Origin of the sequence: Denitraticella aggregata, assembly GCF_048158365.1 — a bacterium.
In the GTDB taxonomy this organism is placed as follows: Bacteria; Pseudomonadota; Gammaproteobacteria; order Burkholderiales; family Rhodocyclaceae; genus Azoarcus_F.
The window spans coordinates 77,711-94,423 of sequence record NZ_JBLLNL010000010.1; the positions used below are offsets into that span (position 1 = coordinate 77,711).

Annotated in this window: 16 protein-coding genes; 14 read left to right on the top strand and 2 right to left on the bottom strand. The window is 66.1% G+C overall.

Going from position 1 to position 16,713, the window contains the following annotated elements; genetic code table 11:
• The first annotated feature begins 2 nt into the window (after positions 1–2).
• From ligK to pobA, 7 genes are read left to right on the top strand one after another with little or no spacing between them, the layout of a single operon-like run.
• Positions 3–698: a 4-carboxy-4-hydroxy-2-oxoadipate aldolase/oxaloacetate decarboxylase gene (gene ligK / locus ACKVEX_RS12935; protein ID WP_473216152.1), complete on the top strand. Its 696-nt coding sequence runs from the start codon at positions 3–5 to the stop codon at positions 696–698.
• Between the two features lie 47 nt (positions 699–745).
• The gene (locus ACKVEX_RS12940; protein WP_473216153.1) at positions 746–1,684 is read left to right on the top strand and encodes an amidohydrolase family protein; all 939 of its coding nucleotides are present in this window, start codon (positions 746–748) and stop codon (positions 1,682–1,684) included.
• 1 nt (position 1,685) lies between these two features.
• A complete protein-coding gene (ligA, locus tag ACKVEX_RS12945) occupies positions 1,686–2,141 on the top strand; it encodes a protocatechuate 4,5-dioxygenase subunit alpha (RefSeq protein WP_473216154.1) in 456 nt (151 codons plus the stop codon).
• A gap of 1 nt (position 2,142) precedes the next feature.
• Complete coding sequence (locus ACKVEX_RS12950; protein ID WP_473216155.1) at positions 2,143–2,997, top strand: class III extradiol dioxygenase subunit beta; 855 nt, start codon at positions 2,143–2,145, stop codon at positions 2,995–2,997.
• A gap of 1 nt (position 2,998) precedes the next feature.
• Entirely contained in the window at positions 2,999–3,970 is a 972-nt protein-coding gene (locus tag ACKVEX_RS12955; protein WP_473216156.1) for a Gfo/Idh/MocA family oxidoreductase, read from the top strand.
• 2 nt (positions 3,971–3,972) lie between these two features.
• Complete coding sequence (locus ACKVEX_RS12960) at positions 3,973–5,049, top strand: aldo/keto reductase (RefSeq protein WP_473216157.1); 1,077 nt, start codon at positions 3,973–3,975, stop codon at positions 5,047–5,049.
• 5 nt (positions 5,050–5,054) lie between these two features.
• Positions 5,055–6,242, top strand: a complete 1,188-nt coding sequence (gene pobA, locus ACKVEX_RS12965; RefSeq protein WP_473216158.1) for a 4-hydroxybenzoate 3-monooxygenase — start codon at positions 5,055–5,057, stop codon at positions 6,240–6,242.
• Here pobA and ACKVEX_RS12970 read toward each other — a convergent pair.
• Positions 6,235–7,149, bottom strand: coding sequence for a TetR/AcrR family transcriptional regulator (locus ACKVEX_RS12970; protein WP_473216159.1), 915 nt, complete (start codon positions 7,147–7,149; stop codon positions 6,235–6,237). The two genes, pobA and ACKVEX_RS12970, sit on opposite strands and share 8 nt — an antisense overlap.
• A 215-nt stretch (positions 7,150–7,364) precedes the next feature.
• On the opposite strand from ACKVEX_RS12970, the gene ACKVEX_RS12975 reads away from it, so the two are divergent.
• The 7 genes from ACKVEX_RS12975 (at position 7,365) to ACKVEX_RS13005 (ending at position 15,641) form a co-directional block, all read left to right on the top strand.
• Positions 7,365–8,498 carry an ABC transporter substrate-binding protein gene (locus tag ACKVEX_RS12975; RefSeq protein WP_473216160.1) on the top strand — a complete coding sequence of 378 codons (1,134 nt, stop codon included), beginning with the start codon at positions 7,365–7,367 and terminating at the stop codon, positions 8,496–8,498.
• 98 nt (positions 8,499–8,596) lie between these two features.
• The gene (locus ACKVEX_RS12980; RefSeq protein ID WP_473216161.1) at positions 8,597–10,480 is read left to right on the top strand and encodes a feruloyl-CoA synthase; all 1,884 of its coding nucleotides are present in this window, start codon (positions 8,597–8,599) and stop codon (positions 10,478–10,480) included.
• 23 nt (positions 10,481–10,503) lie between these two features.
• Positions 10,504–11,274: a crotonase/enoyl-CoA hydratase family protein gene (locus ACKVEX_RS12985; RefSeq protein ID WP_473216162.1), complete on the top strand. Its 771-nt coding sequence runs from the start codon at positions 10,504–10,506 to the stop codon at positions 11,272–11,274.
• Entirely contained in the window at positions 11,271–12,533 is a 1,263-nt protein-coding gene (locus ACKVEX_RS12990; protein WP_473216163.1) for a thiolase family protein, read from the top strand. The genes ACKVEX_RS12985 and ACKVEX_RS12990 overlap by 4 nt, the downstream gene beginning before the upstream one ends.
• A 12-nt stretch (positions 12,534–12,545) precedes the next feature.
• Entirely contained in the window at positions 12,546–13,313 is a 768-nt protein-coding gene (locus ACKVEX_RS12995) for a 3-hydroxyacyl-CoA dehydrogenase (RefSeq protein WP_473216164.1), read from the top strand.
• An 80-nt stretch (positions 13,314–13,393) separates the two neighbouring features.
• On the top strand, positions 13,394–13,813 hold the full coding sequence (locus tag ACKVEX_RS13000) for an acyl-CoA thioesterase (RefSeq protein WP_473216165.1): 420 nt from the start codon (positions 13,394–13,396) through the stop codon (positions 13,811–13,813).
• Positions 13,814–13,838: 25 nt separating this feature from the next.
• Positions 13,839–15,641 carry an acyl-CoA dehydrogenase gene (locus tag ACKVEX_RS13005; RefSeq protein WP_473216166.1) on the top strand — a complete coding sequence of 601 codons (1,803 nt, stop codon included), beginning with the start codon at positions 13,839–13,841 and terminating at the stop codon, positions 15,639–15,641.
• A 34-nt stretch (positions 15,642–15,675) separates the two neighbouring features.
• On the opposite strand, the gene ACKVEX_RS13010 is transcribed toward ACKVEX_RS13005, so the two are convergent.
• The gene (locus ACKVEX_RS13010) at positions 15,676–16,509 is read right to left on the bottom strand and encodes a mechanosensitive ion channel family protein (RefSeq protein ID WP_473216167.1); all 834 of its coding nucleotides are present in this window, start codon (positions 16,507–16,509) and stop codon (positions 15,676–15,678) included.
• Positions 16,510–16,713 lie beyond the last annotated feature (204 nt).

A 16,713-nucleotide genomic window follows, 5' to 3' on the forward strand; every position in this document is an offset into this window, starting at 1 on the left:
GCATGGACATTCCGCTGAACGAGCTGGGCATCGTCAAGCGCAACATCGTGCGCGCCGACAAGGCGACGGTGGACAAATTGTCCCGCTTCGGGGTGGCGACCATCCATGAGGCGATGGGCCGTGTCGGACTGATGAAACCCTATCTGCGTCCGGTGTATGCAGGTGCCAGGCTGTGCGGCACCGCGGTCACCATTTTGCTACAGCCGGGTGACAACTGGATGCTGCATGTGGCCGCCGAGCAGCTTCGGCCGGGCGATGTCGCGGTCGCGGCCTGCACCACCGACAACTCGGACGGCTTCTTCGGCGATCTGCTGGCGACCTCGTTCAAGGCGCGTGGCTGCACCGGACTGGTCATCGATGCGGGGGTGCGGGACGTGGCCGACCTGGAAGCGATGGGCTTTCCGGTGTTCGCGAAGGCGATCCATGCCAGGGGCACGATCAAGGCCACGCTGGGGTCGGTGAACGTGCCGGTGGTGTGCGCCGGCGCGCTGGTCCATCCGGGTGACGTGGTCGTCGCCGATGTGGATGGCGTGGTCGTCGTTCCGGCCGCGCTCGCGCAGGCAGTCGCCGATGGGGCCGAAAAGCGGGAGTCCTTCGAGGGCGAGAAACGCGCCAAGTTCGCCGCCGGCGTGCTCGGGCTGGATCTCTACAAGATGCGCGAGGGTCTCGAGAAGGCCGGGCTGAAGTACATCGACTGATCGGGCGGACCCGGGCCAGCCCGGGTCGCACCAAAGCGAGGACGAGCATGCAATTCGAGAAGACGCCGGGTTGGCTGGACTGGTATGCCGATCCGTCGAAACCGGCCTTCTTGCCACCGCCGGGGGCGGTGGACGCCCACTGCCATGTGTTCGGCCCGGGGGCGCAGTTTCCGTATGCCCCCGAACGCAAGTACACGCCGTGCGATGCGTCCAGGGACCAGCTCTTCGCGTTGCGCGATCAGCTCGGCTTCGCGCGCAACGTCGTCGTGCAGGCGACCTGCCATGGCGCGGACAATCGGGCACTGGTCGATGCGCTGCGGGCCTCCGACGGCATGGCGCGCGGCGTCGCCACCGTGCGTCGCAACGTCACCGACGACGAACTGCATGCGCTCGATGCGGCCGGCGTGCGCGGCGTGCGCTTCAATTTCGTGAAACGCCTGGTCGATTTCACGCCCAGGGACGAACTGCTCGAGATTGCGAGCCGGATCGCCCCGCTGGGCTGGCATGTGGTGGTGTACTTCGAGTCGGCGGACCTGCCCGAGCTATGGGACTTCTTTACCGCGCTGCCGACGACGGTGGTGGTCGACCACATGGGTCGCCCGGACGTGACCAGACCGGTGGATGGACCGGAGTTCGAGCTGTTCGTCAGGCTGATGCGCGAACACGGCAACGTGTGGTCCAAGGTGAGCTGTCCAGAGCGGCTGTCGGTGTCGGGGCCGCCGGCGCTCGACGGCGAACGCAACGCCTATCTCGACGTCGTGCCGTTCGCGCGTCGCCTGGTCGAGAGCTTTCCCGAACGCGTATTGTGGGGCACCGACTGGCCGCACCCGAATCTGAAGGACCACATGCCGGACGATGGCCTGCTGGTCGATTTCATCCCGCACATCGCGCCCACCTCAGAGCTGCAGCGCAAGCTGCTGGTGGACAACCCGATGCGTCTGTACTGGCCCGAAGAGGCCGGTGGCCCACACACCCAGGGAGGCTGACATGGCGCTAGACAAGCCCTACAAGGACATCCCCGGTACGACCATCTTCGACGCCGAGCAATCGCGCAAGGGCTACTGGCTCAACCAGTTCTGCATGTCGCTGATGAAGGCCGACAACCGCGCCCGCTTCAAGGCCGACGAGCGCGCCTATGTCGACCAATGGGCGATGACCGAGGCGCAAAAGCAGGCCGTGCTCGACCGCGATCTGAACCGCTGCATCGCGCTCGGCGGCAACATCTACTTTCTGGCCAAGATCGGCGCGACCGACGGCAAGTCCTTCCAGCAGATGGCCGGAAGCATGACGGGCATGACTGAGGATGAGTACCGCGACATGATGATCCGGGGCGGACGTTCGCCGGAAGGCAACCGCTACATCGGCGAGGACGGCGATGCGCAGGCGCATCGTCAGCCGCAGGGTGCGTCGGGCCACGCGGGACCGGCCGGGGAGGGCGACTGAGATGGCCAGGATCAGTGCCTCCGTCTATACGTCCCACGTGCCCGCCATCGGCGCGGCGATCGACCACGGCAAGACCGGCGAGGACTACTGGAAGCCGGTCTTCGCCGGCTACGAGTTCTCCAGGCAATGGATGAAGGACAACCCGCCGGACGTGATCTTCCTGGTCTATAACGACCACGCGACCGCGTTCAGCCTGGAATTGATCCCGACCTTCGCGATCGGCACCGCGGCCGAGTTCCAGCCGGCCGACGAAGGTTATGGCGCGCGTCCGGTGCCCAAGGTCATCGGCCATCCGGAACTCGCATCGCACATCGCGCAGTCTGTGATCCAGGATGATTTCGATCTGACCATCGTCAACCGCATGGATGTGGATCACGGCCTGACCGTGCCCCTGAGCCTGGTGTGCGGTCAACCCGACGCGTGGCCGTGCCCGGTGATCCCGTTCGCGGTCAACGTGGTGCAGTATCCGCCGCCGTCGGGACGGCGCTGCTTCATGCTGGGACAGGCGATTGGCCGCGCGATCGCGTCCTTCGACCCGCCGCTGAAGGTGCAGATCTGGGGCACCGGTGGAATGAGTCACCAGCTTCAGGGTCCGCGTGCGGGGCTGATCAACCGCGAATGGGACAATGCGTTCCTGGACCGGCTCGTCTCGGATCCGGCGGCCCTGTCGCAGGTGCCGCACATCGAGTATGTCAGGGAGGCCGGCTCCGAGGGCGTCGAGCTGGTGATGTGGCTGATCGCGCGCGGCGCGATGAGCGACGTCGGCGGCGGACCGGCGCCGACCGTTCGGCATCGTTTCTACCATGTACCCGCGTCCAACACGGCGGTGGGTCATCTGATTCTGGAGAACAACTGACGTGACCCAAACCGAATCGATCAAGGTCGTGCTGGCCGGCGCTGGCGCCTTCGGGATCAAGCATCTGGACGGTATCCGGAACATCGACGGCGTCGAGGTGGTGTCGCTGGTCGGGCGCGAACTGGACAAGACCCGCGCGGTGGCCGAAATGTACGGCATCGCCCATGTCGCAACCGACCTGGCCGACAGCCTCGCATTGGCCGAAGTCGATGCGGTGATCCTGTGCACGCCGACGCAGATCCATGCGTCGCAGGCGATCCAGTGCCTGAGGGCCGGCAAGCATGTGCAGGTCGAGATCCCGCTTGCGGACAGTCTCGCCGATGCCGAGGAAGTCGTGCGCCTGCAACAGCAGACCGGTCTGGTCGCGATGTGCGGCCACACCCGCCGCTTCAATCCCAGTCATCAATGGATCCACGACAAGGTCAGGGCGGGCGAGTTCGCACTCCAGCAGATGGACGTGCAGACCTATTTCTTCCGCCGCAGCAACATTAACGCGCTCGGCCAGCCGCGCAGCTGGACCGATCATCTGCTGTGGCATCACGCGGCACACACGGTGGATCTGTTCGCCTACCAGGCCGGTGGTGACATCGTGCAGGCCAACGCGATCCAGGGGCCGATCCATCCGGAGCTCGGCATCGCGATGGACATGTCCATCCAGCTCAAGACCTCGACCGGCGCGATCTGCACGCTGAGCCTGTCGTTCAACAACGAGGGCCCGCTCGGCACCTTCTTCCGCTACATCGGGGACACCGGCACCTACCTCGCGCGCTACGACGACCTGTTCACCGGCAAGGAGGAGCAGATCGACGTGTCGAAGGTCGATGTGTCGATGAACGGCATCGAATTGCAGGACCGCGAGTTCTTCGCTGCGATCCGCGCGGGACGCGAACCGAATGCCAGCGTCGCGCAGGTGTTGCCGTGCTACCGGGTCCTGCACCAGCTGGAGCAGCAACTCGCCGTGGCCGGGGCCTGACCATGACGGCCATGAACAGCGCACGACGGCTCGGTCCGTTCGAGGTCTCCGCGATCGGCCTCGGTTGCATGAATCTGAGTCATGCCTACGGCATGCCGCCGTCGCCAGAGGAGGGCGGCAAGGTGCTGCTGCGCGCGCTCGAACTGGGCGTGACCCATTTCGACACCGCCGCGCTCTACGGTTTCGGTGCGAACGAGAGGCTGGTCGGCGAGCTGCTGTCGCCGTACCGCTCGCGCTTCACGCTGGCGAGCAAGTGCGGCATGACCGGGGTGGATGTCAAGGGCGACGGCAAGCTGGTTCGGGTCATCGACGGACGTCCGGAGACGATCAAGGCCACCTGCGAGGCCTCTCTGCGCAACCTGCGTACCGACGTGATCGACCTGTACTACTTGCACCGCCGGGACCCGCAGGTGCCGATCGAGGACAGCGTCGGGGCGCTCGCCGGTCTGGTGGCCGAAGGCAAGGTCCGCGCGATCGGCCTTTCCGAGGTGTCGGCCGACACGCTACGGCGTGCCCATGCGGTGCACCCCATCGCCGCGCTGCAGACCGAGTATTCGCTGTGGACGCGCAATCCCGAGATCGCGGCGCTCGACACGTGCCGCGAACTCGGTGTGAGCTTCGTCGCCTTCAGCCCGCTCGCGCGCGGTTTTCTGACCGGCACGCTCAGCGATCCCGCTCAGCTCGATGCCTTCGATGCCAAGGATATCCGCCGCACGATGCCGCGCTTCGAGCCGGCGCATTTCGAACGCAATCTGGCGTGGCTGTCGGAATACCTGCAGATCGCGGCGGAGGTCGGGTGTTCGCCGGCACAACTCGCGCTTGCCTGGCTGCTTGCGCAGGGAGATGACATCCTGCCCATTCCGGGTACGACCTGCATTGCGCATCTGGAGGACAACCTGGCGGCGTCCGGTGTCATGTTGCCGCAGGGGTGCATCGCCCGACTCGATGCGCTCATCAATCCGCGCACGGTGTCGGGCATGCGTTACAACGCCGCCGCGCTGCGCGAGGTCGGTACCGAGGAATTCGTAAGCGAGTCGCGCACGCGGGGTCCGACATCGGGCCCTTCAACCACGGAGTGACGGACATGGACACCCAAGTCGGCATCATCGGAGGCGGCCCGTCGGGCCTGTGCCTGGCCCGTCTGCTGAGCCTGGCAGGCATCCGCAGCGTCATCCTCGAGCGTCAGACCCGCGAACATGTCGAGAGCCGGATTCGCGCCGGGATCCTGGAGCAGGGCATGGCGGATCTGATGCGCCGTGCAGGCGTCGGCGAACGCATGGACCGCGAAGGACTGCTGCACGATGGCATCGTGCTCGCTTTCGACGATCGCATGGCGCGCATCGACCTGGCGTCGCTGACCGGCGGTCAGCAGGTCATGGTGTATGGGCAGACCGAGCTCACCAAGGATTTGTACGATGCGGTGCTGAAGGACGACAACATCACCGTGATCTTCGAGACGCGTGGCGTTCATCCGGTCGACTATCTGGGGGTCAAGCCGGCGATCGAGTTCGTTCGGGACGGGCGCCATGTGCGCATCGCGTGCGATTTTATCGCCGGCTGCGACGGCTACCACGGGGCCTCCCGCAGCTCGGTGCCACGCGGCATGATCACCGAATACGAGCGCATCTATCCGTTCGGCTGGCTGGGCCTGCTGTCCGATACGCCGCCGGTGCACGAGGAACTGATCTACGCGAACCACCGGCGCGGTTTTGCGCTGTGCTCGATGCGTTCGCATTCGCGCAGTCGCTACTACATCCAGGTCGGGCTCGACCAGAAGGTCGAGGACTGGTCGGACGAGCGCTTCTGGGACGAACTGCGGTGGCGTCTGCCCCCGCATGTTGCGGCGCGGATGGTCACGGGCCCGTCGATCGAGAAGAGCATCGCGCCGCTGCGCAGCTTCGTGGCCGAGCCGCTGCGCTTCGGCAAGCTGTTCCTGGTGGGCGATGCCGGCCACATCGTGCCGCCGACCGGCGCGAAGGGGCTCAATCTGGCCGCGTCCGACATGTACTACCTGTCGACCGCGCTGATCGCGCATTACAGGGAGGGTCGCAACGATCTGCTGGACCGCTATTCCGAAACGGCGTTGCGCCGGGTCTGGGCGGCGGTACGGTTCTCATGGTGGTTTACGTCGATCTCGCACAAGTTCAATGACGATCCAATCGAGCACAAGATCCAGCTCGCGGAACTCGATTACCTGATGGGTTCGAAGGCCGGGCAGACCACGATCGCCGAGAACTACGTCGGACTCCCGTTCGATCCCGATTTCAGATAGGCCGTCCGGCGTCCACGCCGTGCCTGAGCATGTCGACGATCATGTCGGCGATCCGGCCCGGCGTGTGGCCGCCCTCGCGGTACCAGATGTGTACCCAGTTCATCGCGCCGAGCAGTGTCAGGCGCAGCACGGTGCGATCCGTGTCCGGCGCGAGCGGCAGCGCGTCGATCAGATCCCGGAAAATGCGCTCGTAGGCGGCGCGGTCGGGCCGGATTCTGTCGAGCAGTTCGTGATTGCCGGTCATCGCCAGATTGTGCCCGGTCAGCCGGTCCACCGGTGAACCCTCGACGAGTCCGGATACATGCACCTCGCACGCGAGCCTAAGCCGCTGCCACGGATCGCGACCCCGGGCAGCGGCCGCCTGGACCCGGGCTGCGACGATGCGCAGCCCTTCCTGCTGCACCGACATGTAGAGCTCTTCCTTGGATTCGAAGTGGTGATACACCGAGCCCGGCAGCAATCCGACCTTGCCCGCGATGTCGCGCATCGACGTGCGATCGTAGCCGTGCTCGGAGAAGAGTTCGGCCGCGGCGTTCAGGATGATGCGGGCCCGCTCCAGCGGTTCCTCGCGGCTTCGGCTCGCCTCGGCCGCGTCACCGCCGCGGGACAGCCGCGCCGTCAGTCGCCCGCGCTCGAGTAATCGACGCTGCTTCTCGGTGAGTGCACTGGTGCCGCCGCGGGCGCCGGCCGCCAGCGCCTGCAGGCGCTTGACAGTGGTTTCGAGCCCGTGCTTCTGCCAGATGTAGCGGACGCCGGATGGCGAGATGCGCAGGCCATCGCGCCTGAGCCGCTCGGCGACGGCGGCCTGGCCGAGCTCGGGTTCGGTTTGCGCGACGTGCAGGATCGCGGCCTCGACGTTGCGGTCCGGGTCGGTTGCGGGTGGTGCGAGCGAAGGTGCTGTACTCATCGGTGCCGGTTTCGAAGGAGGGTTGGCTGCATGGCCAATGATATCGCGCGTGCGGTTCGCAGGACGTGCGCCGGGGTCGTCGATTCGACGTGCAGTGCTGACTAGTTAATTGAACAATTGTTTGACAAGTTAGTTTAGCCTCTGCTAACTTGCTCGACAGTCGCGGACGAAGAGCCGCGATCGAGCGCAGCACGCCAACCAGGAGGAAGACTGAAATGAAGAGACTCGCAATCGCGGCCGCGTTGGCCACCATGCTGTCGGCGCCGGCGATGGCCGACATCAATGTCGGCATCACGGTTTCGGCCACCGGCCCGGCCGCGGCGCTGGGACACCCGCAGCGCAATACCGTGGCGCTGCTGCCGGAGACGATGGGCGGCGAGAAGGTCAATTACATCGTGCTGGACGACGCGACCGACCCGACTGCAGCCTCCCGCAATGCGGCGCGCCTGATCGAGGAGAGCAAGGTAGACGTGCTGGTGGGGTCGTCCACCGTGTCGAACACGCTGGCGGTCACCGAGGTCGCGGTCGAGCACCGTACCCCGCTGATGGCACTCGCGCCGGTCGTGCTGCCGCAGGACAAGGGTCACTGGGTGTTCAGCATGCCGCAGAACAATCTGCTGATGGCCGGCGCGATCGCCGAGGACATGGTGGCGCACGGCGTGAAGACGGTCGGCGTGATCGGTTTCGCCGATCCCTACGGTGAGAGCTTTCTGGGTGCGATGCGGACGGTGTCCGAGCAGAAGGGGCTCACGATCTCGATTGCCGAGAAATTCAACCGTGCCGATACGTCGGTACTGGGTCAGGCGGTCAAGCTGGTCGGGGCGAAACCGGATGCGATCCTGATCGTCGCATCGGGCGCGCCGGCCGCACTGCCGCATGCGACGCTGGTCGAGCGCGGTTTCAAGGGCCGCATCTACCAGACCCATGGTGCGATCGGGCGTGACGTGCTGCGCGTCGGCGGCGCGGCGCTCGAAGGCGGTATCTTCGTCAGCGGCCCGATCATCGTCGGCGAGCAGCTTGCGGACGACCATCCGTCCAGGCAGGCGATCATCGACTATGTGCGTCGCTACGAGGAGCGCAATGGTGCCGGGTCCATGGGTCCGCAGGGCGGGCATCTGTGGGATGCGATCGCGCTGATCGCCGCGGCGGTCCCGGTCGCCAAGGAAAAGGCCCAGCCGGGTACGCCGGAGTTCCGTGTCGCGCTGCGTGATGCGATCGAAGCGTCCAGGGACGTGGTCGGCGTGCATGGCGTGTTCAACATGTCGCCGGAAGACCATTTCGGCCATGATGAGCGTGCGCGCGTGCTGGTCGAGGTGCGCAACGGGGCCTATCAGGTGATCGGACACTGAACGACGAGCGATACGGAGGCGGCCCGCATTGCGGGAGCACCTCGAAGCGAATCAATGCCTGGCACCAGCACAGGCATGAGCCCGGGAGGTTGAAGGCCATGGAGACAGTGATACGCGATGCCAGCCGGCTGTTTGCCGAGCCGGTCGTGGAGATGGACGTTCGGGCCGACGGGGCGCGCATCCTGCGCTCGGCCATGCCGCTCGCCGATCGCTATGCGCGCTGCGTCGGGGAGTGGCTCGAGCATTGGGCCCGGGCCGAACCGGAGGCGCTGTTTCTGGCCGAGCGCGGTCCGGACGATCGCTGGATCGAACTGAGCTACGGGGAGGCCCGGCGGCGGGTCGTGGCCATCGCCACCTGGTTGCTGGGCCGGAATCTGTCGCCCGAGCGCCCGGTAGCGATCCTGTCGGACAATTCCATCGAGCACGCGCTGCTGATGCTGGCCGCGATGCACATCGGCGTGCCGTCGTGCGCGATCTCGTCCGGCAATTCGTTGATGTCGAGAGATTTCGCCAAGCTCAGGGGCAACATCGAGCTGCTCCGACCGGGTGTCATATACGCGGACCCGATTGAACGCTTCGAGCCGGCGCTCGCGGCGATCTCCGACCTCTACGACGGTATCGTCGTGGCCGGGGGCCGAAGCGCGTTGGCCGGCGACCATACGCCGTTCGCGTCGATCGAAACCGGGTCGGACGAGGCGGCGGTGATGGCCGCGTTCGCTCGGGTCACACCCGATACGATAGGCAAGTTTCTGTTCACGTCCGGCTCGGTGGGCACGCCCAAGGCGGTGATCAACACGCATCGCATGATGTGTTCCAACCAGCTCGCAAAGGAGATGGTGTGGCCCTTCCTGGCCGAGAACCGGCCGGTTCTTGTGGAATGGCTGCCGTGGAGCCACACCTTCGGCAGCAACCACAACCTGAACATGGTCCTGCGCTGGGGCGGCACCATTTACATCGACGACGGCAAGCCCGCTCCGGGTCTGCTCGAAAAGACCGTGCGCAATCTGAAGGAGATCTCGCCGACGGTCTATTTCAACGTGCCGCGCGCCTACGACATGCTGGTGCCGTTGCTGCGCGAGGATGTGCAGTTGCGCGAGCGCTTCTTCCACCGCATGAACCTGATCTTCTATGCGGGCGCGGCGCTGCCGCAGCACCTTTGGGCCGCGCTCGAGGAGTTGTCGGAACAGACCATCGGCACCAGGGTGATCATGGTGTCGTCCTGGGGTTCGACCGAGACCGCGCCGATGTGCACCGACTGTCATTTTCCGGCGGTGCGCTCCGGGGTCATCGGTGTGCCGATCCCGGGCACCGAGCTGAAGCTGTTGCCGGTCGCCGACAAGCTCGAGGTCAGGGTCAAGGGGCCGAACGTGTTTCCGGGCTACTGGAAGCAGCCGGAGCTGAGCCGCGATGCGTTCGATGAAGAGGGCTACTACATGATCGGCGATGCGGTCGAGTTCGTCGATGCCGGGCATCCCGAGCAGGGTCTGCTGTTCGACGGGCGTGTCGGCGAGGACTTCAAGCTGCTGACCGGCACCTGGGTGCATGTGGGTTCGCTGCGGGTCAAGGGCATCGACGCGCTGAAACCAGTCGCGCAGGACATCGTCGTGACCGGTCACGACCTCGACGAAGTCGGTTTCCTGGTCTTCCCGAACATCCCGCAGTGCCGGGCCCTGTGCCCGGGTCTGCCGCCGGATGCCTCGGTCGAGGAGGTGTTGTCGAATCCGGCGGTGGTCAACCGGGTGCGCCAGGGCATGGCGATGATGATGCAGGCCGGCGGCGGATCATCGACCTATCCCGCACGCGTGATGCTGATGGCCGAACAGCCATCGGTCGAGGCCGGCGAGATCACGGACAAGGGTTACATCAACCAGCGCATCGTGCGCACCCGGCGTGCGGATCTGGTCGACTTTCTGTATTCCGACGTGCCGGACAAGAGCATCATCAGCGTGCATGCGGCGACCGGCCCGGCACACAAGGCCTGAACCAACGAGCGGGACACACGAACATGAACGAGCAACTCGTCACGACGTCCTTCGACGGCGCGATCTACACGTTGACGCTGAACCGGCCCGAAAAGCGCAATGCGGTCAGCGACCGCCTGCTGGCCGCGCTCGAGGGTGCGCTGGTCGCGACCCCCGAAGGCTGCCGCGTCATCATTCTCGCGGGTGCCGGCGAACATTTCTGCGCCGGACTGGATCTTTCCGAGCATCAGCACCGCGAGCCCTTCGGCGTGATGCTGCACTCGCGCGGCTGGCACCGGATCTTCGACCGGATCCAGAACGGCGGGATTCCGGTGGTCACGGCGATGCAGGGCGCAGTCATCGGCGGCGGACTGGAGCTGGCCAGCGCGACCCATGTGCGCATCGCCGAACCGAACACGATCTACCAGTTGCCGGAAGGGCGGCACGGCATCTTCGTCGGCGGTGGCGCGTCGGTGCGTGTCGCCAAGCTGATCGGCCCGGGGCGCATGTGCGAGATGATGCTGACCGGGCGTATTCTCGATGCCGACGAGGGGCAGCGCCTGGGCCTGTCGCACTACGTGGTCGGACCGGGCGAGTCGCTCGCGAAAGCGCAGCAACTGGCGGCACGGATCGCCGAGAACGCGCCGATGGCCAACTGGGCGATGGTCAGCGCGATTTCGCGTATCGACAACATGGCCTCGGACGACGGCCTGTTCGTCGAGTCCTTGACCGCGGCGCTGACCCAGACCAGCCCCGAGGTCGCCGAACGCATCGGACATTTCCTGAAACGCAAGGGCAAGGGGCCGCAGACATGAACTCGAACGACTACGCCGCGTCGGAAGCGGCGGCGCTGACCGGCGCCTACGACGACATCTGGCTGGTGGCCGGCCAGCGCACCCCGTTCGAGGACTACAATGGGCTGCTGCGCGACGTTTCGCCGACCGATCTGGGCATCTTCGCGGCGCGGGCGCTGTTCGAGCGCAGCGGCATTGCGGCGGGCGAGGTCGGTGCGATCGTAGCCGGCAACATGGCCCAGTCGAGCTTCGATGCGTATTTCCTGCCGCGCCACATCGGCCTGTATGCCGGCGTGAATCCGGCGGTGCCGGCGGTGCTGGTGCAGCGCCTGTGTGGCACCGGCTTCGAAACCATCCTGACTGCGGCCGACCAGATCACGCTGGGCAAGGCGCGGGTGGTGTTGTGCGTCGGTACCGAGTCGATGTCGCGCAACCCCGTGGCGGCCTATACGCACCGCTCCGGCTTCCGCATGGGTCAGGTCGAGTTCAAGGATTTCCTGTGGGAGGCGACCAAGGACACAGCGCCCGGCGACAGTATGGGCGATACCGCCGAAAATCTGGCGAAGCGCTACGCGATCTCGCGCGAGGAGGTCGACCGCTTCGCCGAGCGGAGTTTCGCGCGCGCCGCAACCGCGTGGGCGTCGGGCTATTTCGCTGACGAGGTCACGCCGGTCGTCAATAGCGCGTGGGCGCTCGACGGCTACAAGCCGCGCGGGCTCAAGCTCGCCGATCGGGCGCAGGTCTGCGAGCGCGACGGCCATGTCCGGCCGACCGCGTTCGACACGCTTCAGAAGCTGCGACCGGCCTTCGGCGGGGTGCAGACCGGCGGCAACAGTTCGGCGATCGTAGACGGCGCCGCCGCGGTCATCGTTGCGCACGGGGACTGGGTCCGCGCCAATGGGGTCAAGCCGCTCGCCCGCATCGTGTCCGGGGCCGTGGTCGCGGTGCCACCCGAGATCATGGGCATCGGTCCCGCGCCCGCGATCCGGGCAGCCGCGAAACGCGCCGGGCTCACGGTCGGCGAGCTCGACCGCATCGAGATCAATGAGGCCTTCGGCGCCCAGTATCTGGCATGCGAGCGCGAGCTGGGTCTCGACCTCGACAAGGTCAATGTCAATGGCGGCGCGATCGCGATCGGCCATCCGCTCGGCGCCTCCGGGGTGCGTCTGACGATGACCGTGGCGCGCGAACTGGCGCGCAGCGGCTTGCGTCATGGCGTGTCGTCGGCCTGTGCCGGGGGTGGTCAGGGGGTCGCGATCGTGGTCGAACAGGCCGGCTGACGGAGTGCGGACATGAGATTCGACGACAGCACTTTCATCGTCACCGGTGGCGCGTCCGGTCTGGGTGAAGCGACCGTGCGCGCGCTGCATCGCGCCGGCGCCCGGGTCGTCATCGCCGACCTGAATCAATCGCTCGGCCAGGCGCTCGTCGCCGACCTGGGCGAGCGGACCGTCTTCCAGCGCACCGACGTGACCGACGAGGTCCAGGCGCAGGCCTGCGTGGACCGGGCACGGTCGACGTTTGGCGGGCTGCAGGGTCTGGTCAATTGTGCCGGCATAGGCGACGCGGCCAAGGTGCTCGGGCGCGAGGGGGCCATGCCGCTGGCGGGCTTCGCGAGGGTCGTGAAGGTCAATCTGACCGGCACCTTCAACATGATCCGTGTGGCAGCGGAAGCGATGGCCAAGGGCGAGCCGCAGGCCGATGGGGAGCGCGGCGTCATCATCAACACCGCGTCGGTCGCCGCCTATGAGGGGCAGGTCGGCCAGGCCGCTTATGCCGCGTCCAAGGGCGGCATCGTGGCGATGACCCTGCCGATCGCGCGCGAGCTCGCGCGTTGCGGCATCCGTGTAATCACGATCGCGCCAGGACTGTTTCTTACGCCGATGATGCACACGCTGCCACCCGATGTGCAGCGCTCGCTCGGCGAGGCGGTGCCGTTTCCGCAGCGGCTGGGTCAACCGTCCGAGTTCGCGAAGCTCGCCTGCAGCATCATCGACAACGTGATGATCAACGGCGAGACCATCCGTCTCGACGGCGCGATCCGGCTCGGGCCGCACTGACCCGGATCCCGGTAACAGGCCAATGCCGACGCGTGTACGGCGCGTGTGGCCGATCGATCGACTTATCAGGAGCGAAGCTCATGGCCCGCAGCAACTTCCACCGGATGCGCATCGCATTCAGCGACTGCGATCCGGCCGAAATCGTATTCTTTGCGAACTACTTCAAATGGTTCGATACCGCCAGCCGGGAGTTTTTCACCGCGTGCGGCGTGCCGAGCTGGCGCCAGACGAAGGCCGAGCGCGGCATCATCGGCTGTCCTCTGGTCGATGCGCAGGCCAGGTTCATCAGTTCGGCGACCTATGGCGAGGACATCGAGATCGAGTCCTCGGTCGCGACCTGGAACACCAAGAGCTTCGTGATGCGTCACGTCGCGCGGCGCGGTGACACCGTACTGTGCGAAGGGCGGGAGGTGCGGGTGTTCGCGATCCAGGATCCGGAGGATCCGATCCGGATCAAGGCCATCCCGATCCCCGAGGACATCCGCGCCGCGTGCGAGTGAGCATATCGATACTGGAACAGCCGACATGACCGAATACGTCGCCCCGCTGCGTGACATGCAGTTCATCCTGTCCGAGGTGGCGGGACTGGAAACCATCGCGGCCTTGCCCGGGTGCGAGGAGGCGAGCGCCGATGTGGTCGGTGCGATCCTCGACGAGGCCGGCAAGTTCGCGGCTGGCGTGCTGGCGCCGATCAACCGGCAGGGCGATGTCGAGGGTTGCCGCCTGGACGGACATGGCCGGGTGCACACGCCGTCCGGCTGGCAGTCGGCCTATGCGCAATTTTGCGATGCCGGCTGGTTGGGTCTGTCGCTGCCACAGGCGTTCGGCGGCCAGGGCCTGCCGAAGGTCGTGTCCACGCCGGTGTGGGAGATGTGGTTCTCGACCAACATGGCCTTCACGATGCTGCCGCAGCTCAATGTCAGCCAGGCCGAGGCCCTGCAGATCGCCGCGAGCGACGAGCAGAAGGCCCTGTGGCTGCACAAGGTGGTCAGCGGCGAATGGGGCAGTACGATGAACCTGACCGAACCACAGGCGGGTTCGGATCTCGCTGCGACCCGCACCCGGGCCGAACCGACGCCGGACGGCAGCTACCGGCTGTTCGGGCAGAAGATCTACATTTCCTACGGTGAGCACGAGCTGACACCCAACATCGTGCATCTGGTGCTCGCGCGCCTGCCGGACGCGCCCGAAGGCGTGAAGGGCCTGTCGCTGTTCATCGTGCCCAAGTTCCTCGTGAACACGGACGGGGAACTCGGCGCGCGCAACGACGTGCGCTGCATCTCGCTCGAGCACAAGATGGGCATTCACGGTAGCCCCACCTGCACGATGAGCTACGGAGAGGCGGGCGGCGCGATCGGCTATCTGGTCGGGCAGCCCAGCCGTGGCCTCGAAACGATGTTCATCATGATGAACGAGGCGCGCTTCGGAGTCGGTGTGCAGGGGGTCGGGCTGGCCGAGCGTGCCTACCAGTATGCGCTGGCCTACGCGCGTGAGCGTGTGCAGGGACGCAACGCGGTGACCGGCGCGAGCGGCGACGCGATCATCGAGCATCCCGACGTGAAGCGCATGCTGCTGTCGATGCGCGCAAGGGTCATGGCGATGCGCACCTTGCTCTACACCGCGGCCGGCTGGTTCGACATCGCCCACCATCATCCCGACGCCGCCGTGGCCGAGCGGCACCGCCGCCTCGTCGACCTGTTGATGCCGGTCGCCAAGGGCTGGTGCACCGAAGTCGGCAACGATGTCTGCGACGACGCGATCCAGGTCTTTGGCGGCATGGGCTTCGTCGAGGAGACCGGCATCGCGCAGTACTTCAGGGATGCACGCATCATCACGATCTACGAGGGCACGACCGGCATACAGGCGAACGATCTGGTCGGGCGCAAGATCCTGCGCGAGGGTGGCGACACGATGCGCGAACTGATCGCCGAGATCCGTGCAGATGCCGCGCGGCTGCGGGATCATGATGTGCTGGCCGAACTGGCCGAACTGGCCGGACGTCTGGAACGGCAGGTCGACCATCTGGCGCGCGCACTGGACTGGCTGCTCGAGAACGGGCGGGATGCGCCGGCCGACGTGCTCGCCGGGGCGGTGCCCTTTCTGCACCTGCTCGGTACCGTGTGCGGCGGGTGGCAGTTGTGCCGGCTGGCGTGTCGCGCGCACGAATGCCTGACCACCGGCGGCGCCGGCGATGCCGTGTATCTTGCCGGCCTGGTGCGACTGGCCGGCTTCTACATGGCTGCGGAAGCCACCCGCAGCGCGGGTCTGGCCGACACCGTGTGCGAGGCGGGATGCTGCGTCAGCGAATTCCAGGCATCGGACCTCTGAGCGCGGTGGCCGGGTCGCGCCGGCGTGCGATTGTTCAGGCCGCCGCCCGGGCCTCGTGCAGATGCACTTCCCGTTGCGGGAACGGAATCGTGACGCCCTCCTGGTCGAACGCCATCTTGATCTTCTCGAGCAGGTCCGCGCGCACGGTCCAGAAATCCTCGGTCTTCACCCATGGACGGACGTTGATGTTGACGCTGCTGTCGGCGAGTTCCCCCAGTGCGACCAGCGGTTCCGGATCGGTCAGCACGCGCGCGTCCTCGGACAGGATGCGGCCGATGATGCCCTTGGCTTTGCCGATGTCGTCGCCGTAGCTGATGCCCAACACCAGATCGATCCGGCGCGTCGGCTTCGCGTTGAAATTGATGATCACGCCGTTGGAGATCTGCCCGTTGGGCACGATGATCTGACGGTTGTCGGGCGTGCGCATCACCGTCGAGAAGATGCGGATCTCCTCGGCAACGCCACTGATGCCACCGGCCTCGATGAAGTCCCCGACCCGGAACGGGCGATAGACGATCAGCATCACGCCAGCGGCGAAGTTTGACAGCGAGTCGCGCAAGGCCAGGCCGACCGCGAGACCGGCGGCACCGAACACGGCCAGCATCGACGTGGTCGGTACGCCCAGTTTGTCCAGCGCGGCGATGATGACGGCCGCGAGCAGAACCGTGTGCATGATGTTGCCAAGAAACTGGACCAGCATCACGTCCACCTTGGCGCGCGTCATCAGCTTGCGGATGACGCCGACGAGCCGATCGACAATCCATTTTCCGACCAGCCAGATCCCGATCGCGGTCAGGATGCGAATGCTCCAGGGGAGCAGGTAGAGGTCGATGAATCCGGGTTGATTGATCAGCGCGATCGGGTCCATGGGCAGGGCTCCTGTCTGTAATGGTTCGGGGTGTCCGGTTAATGCGCCCGGGCGTGCAGAACACGCCGCGTCGCAGCGCGTGCATGCAGGCGAGGGCTTTGTTCTCGCTCTGAGCCCGGCGCGAGCCGGACCTTACCCTTCGACTATTGCTGCATTGCCGCAGAAATGCAAGTCCCTAGGAGGCTGTCGGACTTGAGGCTGATC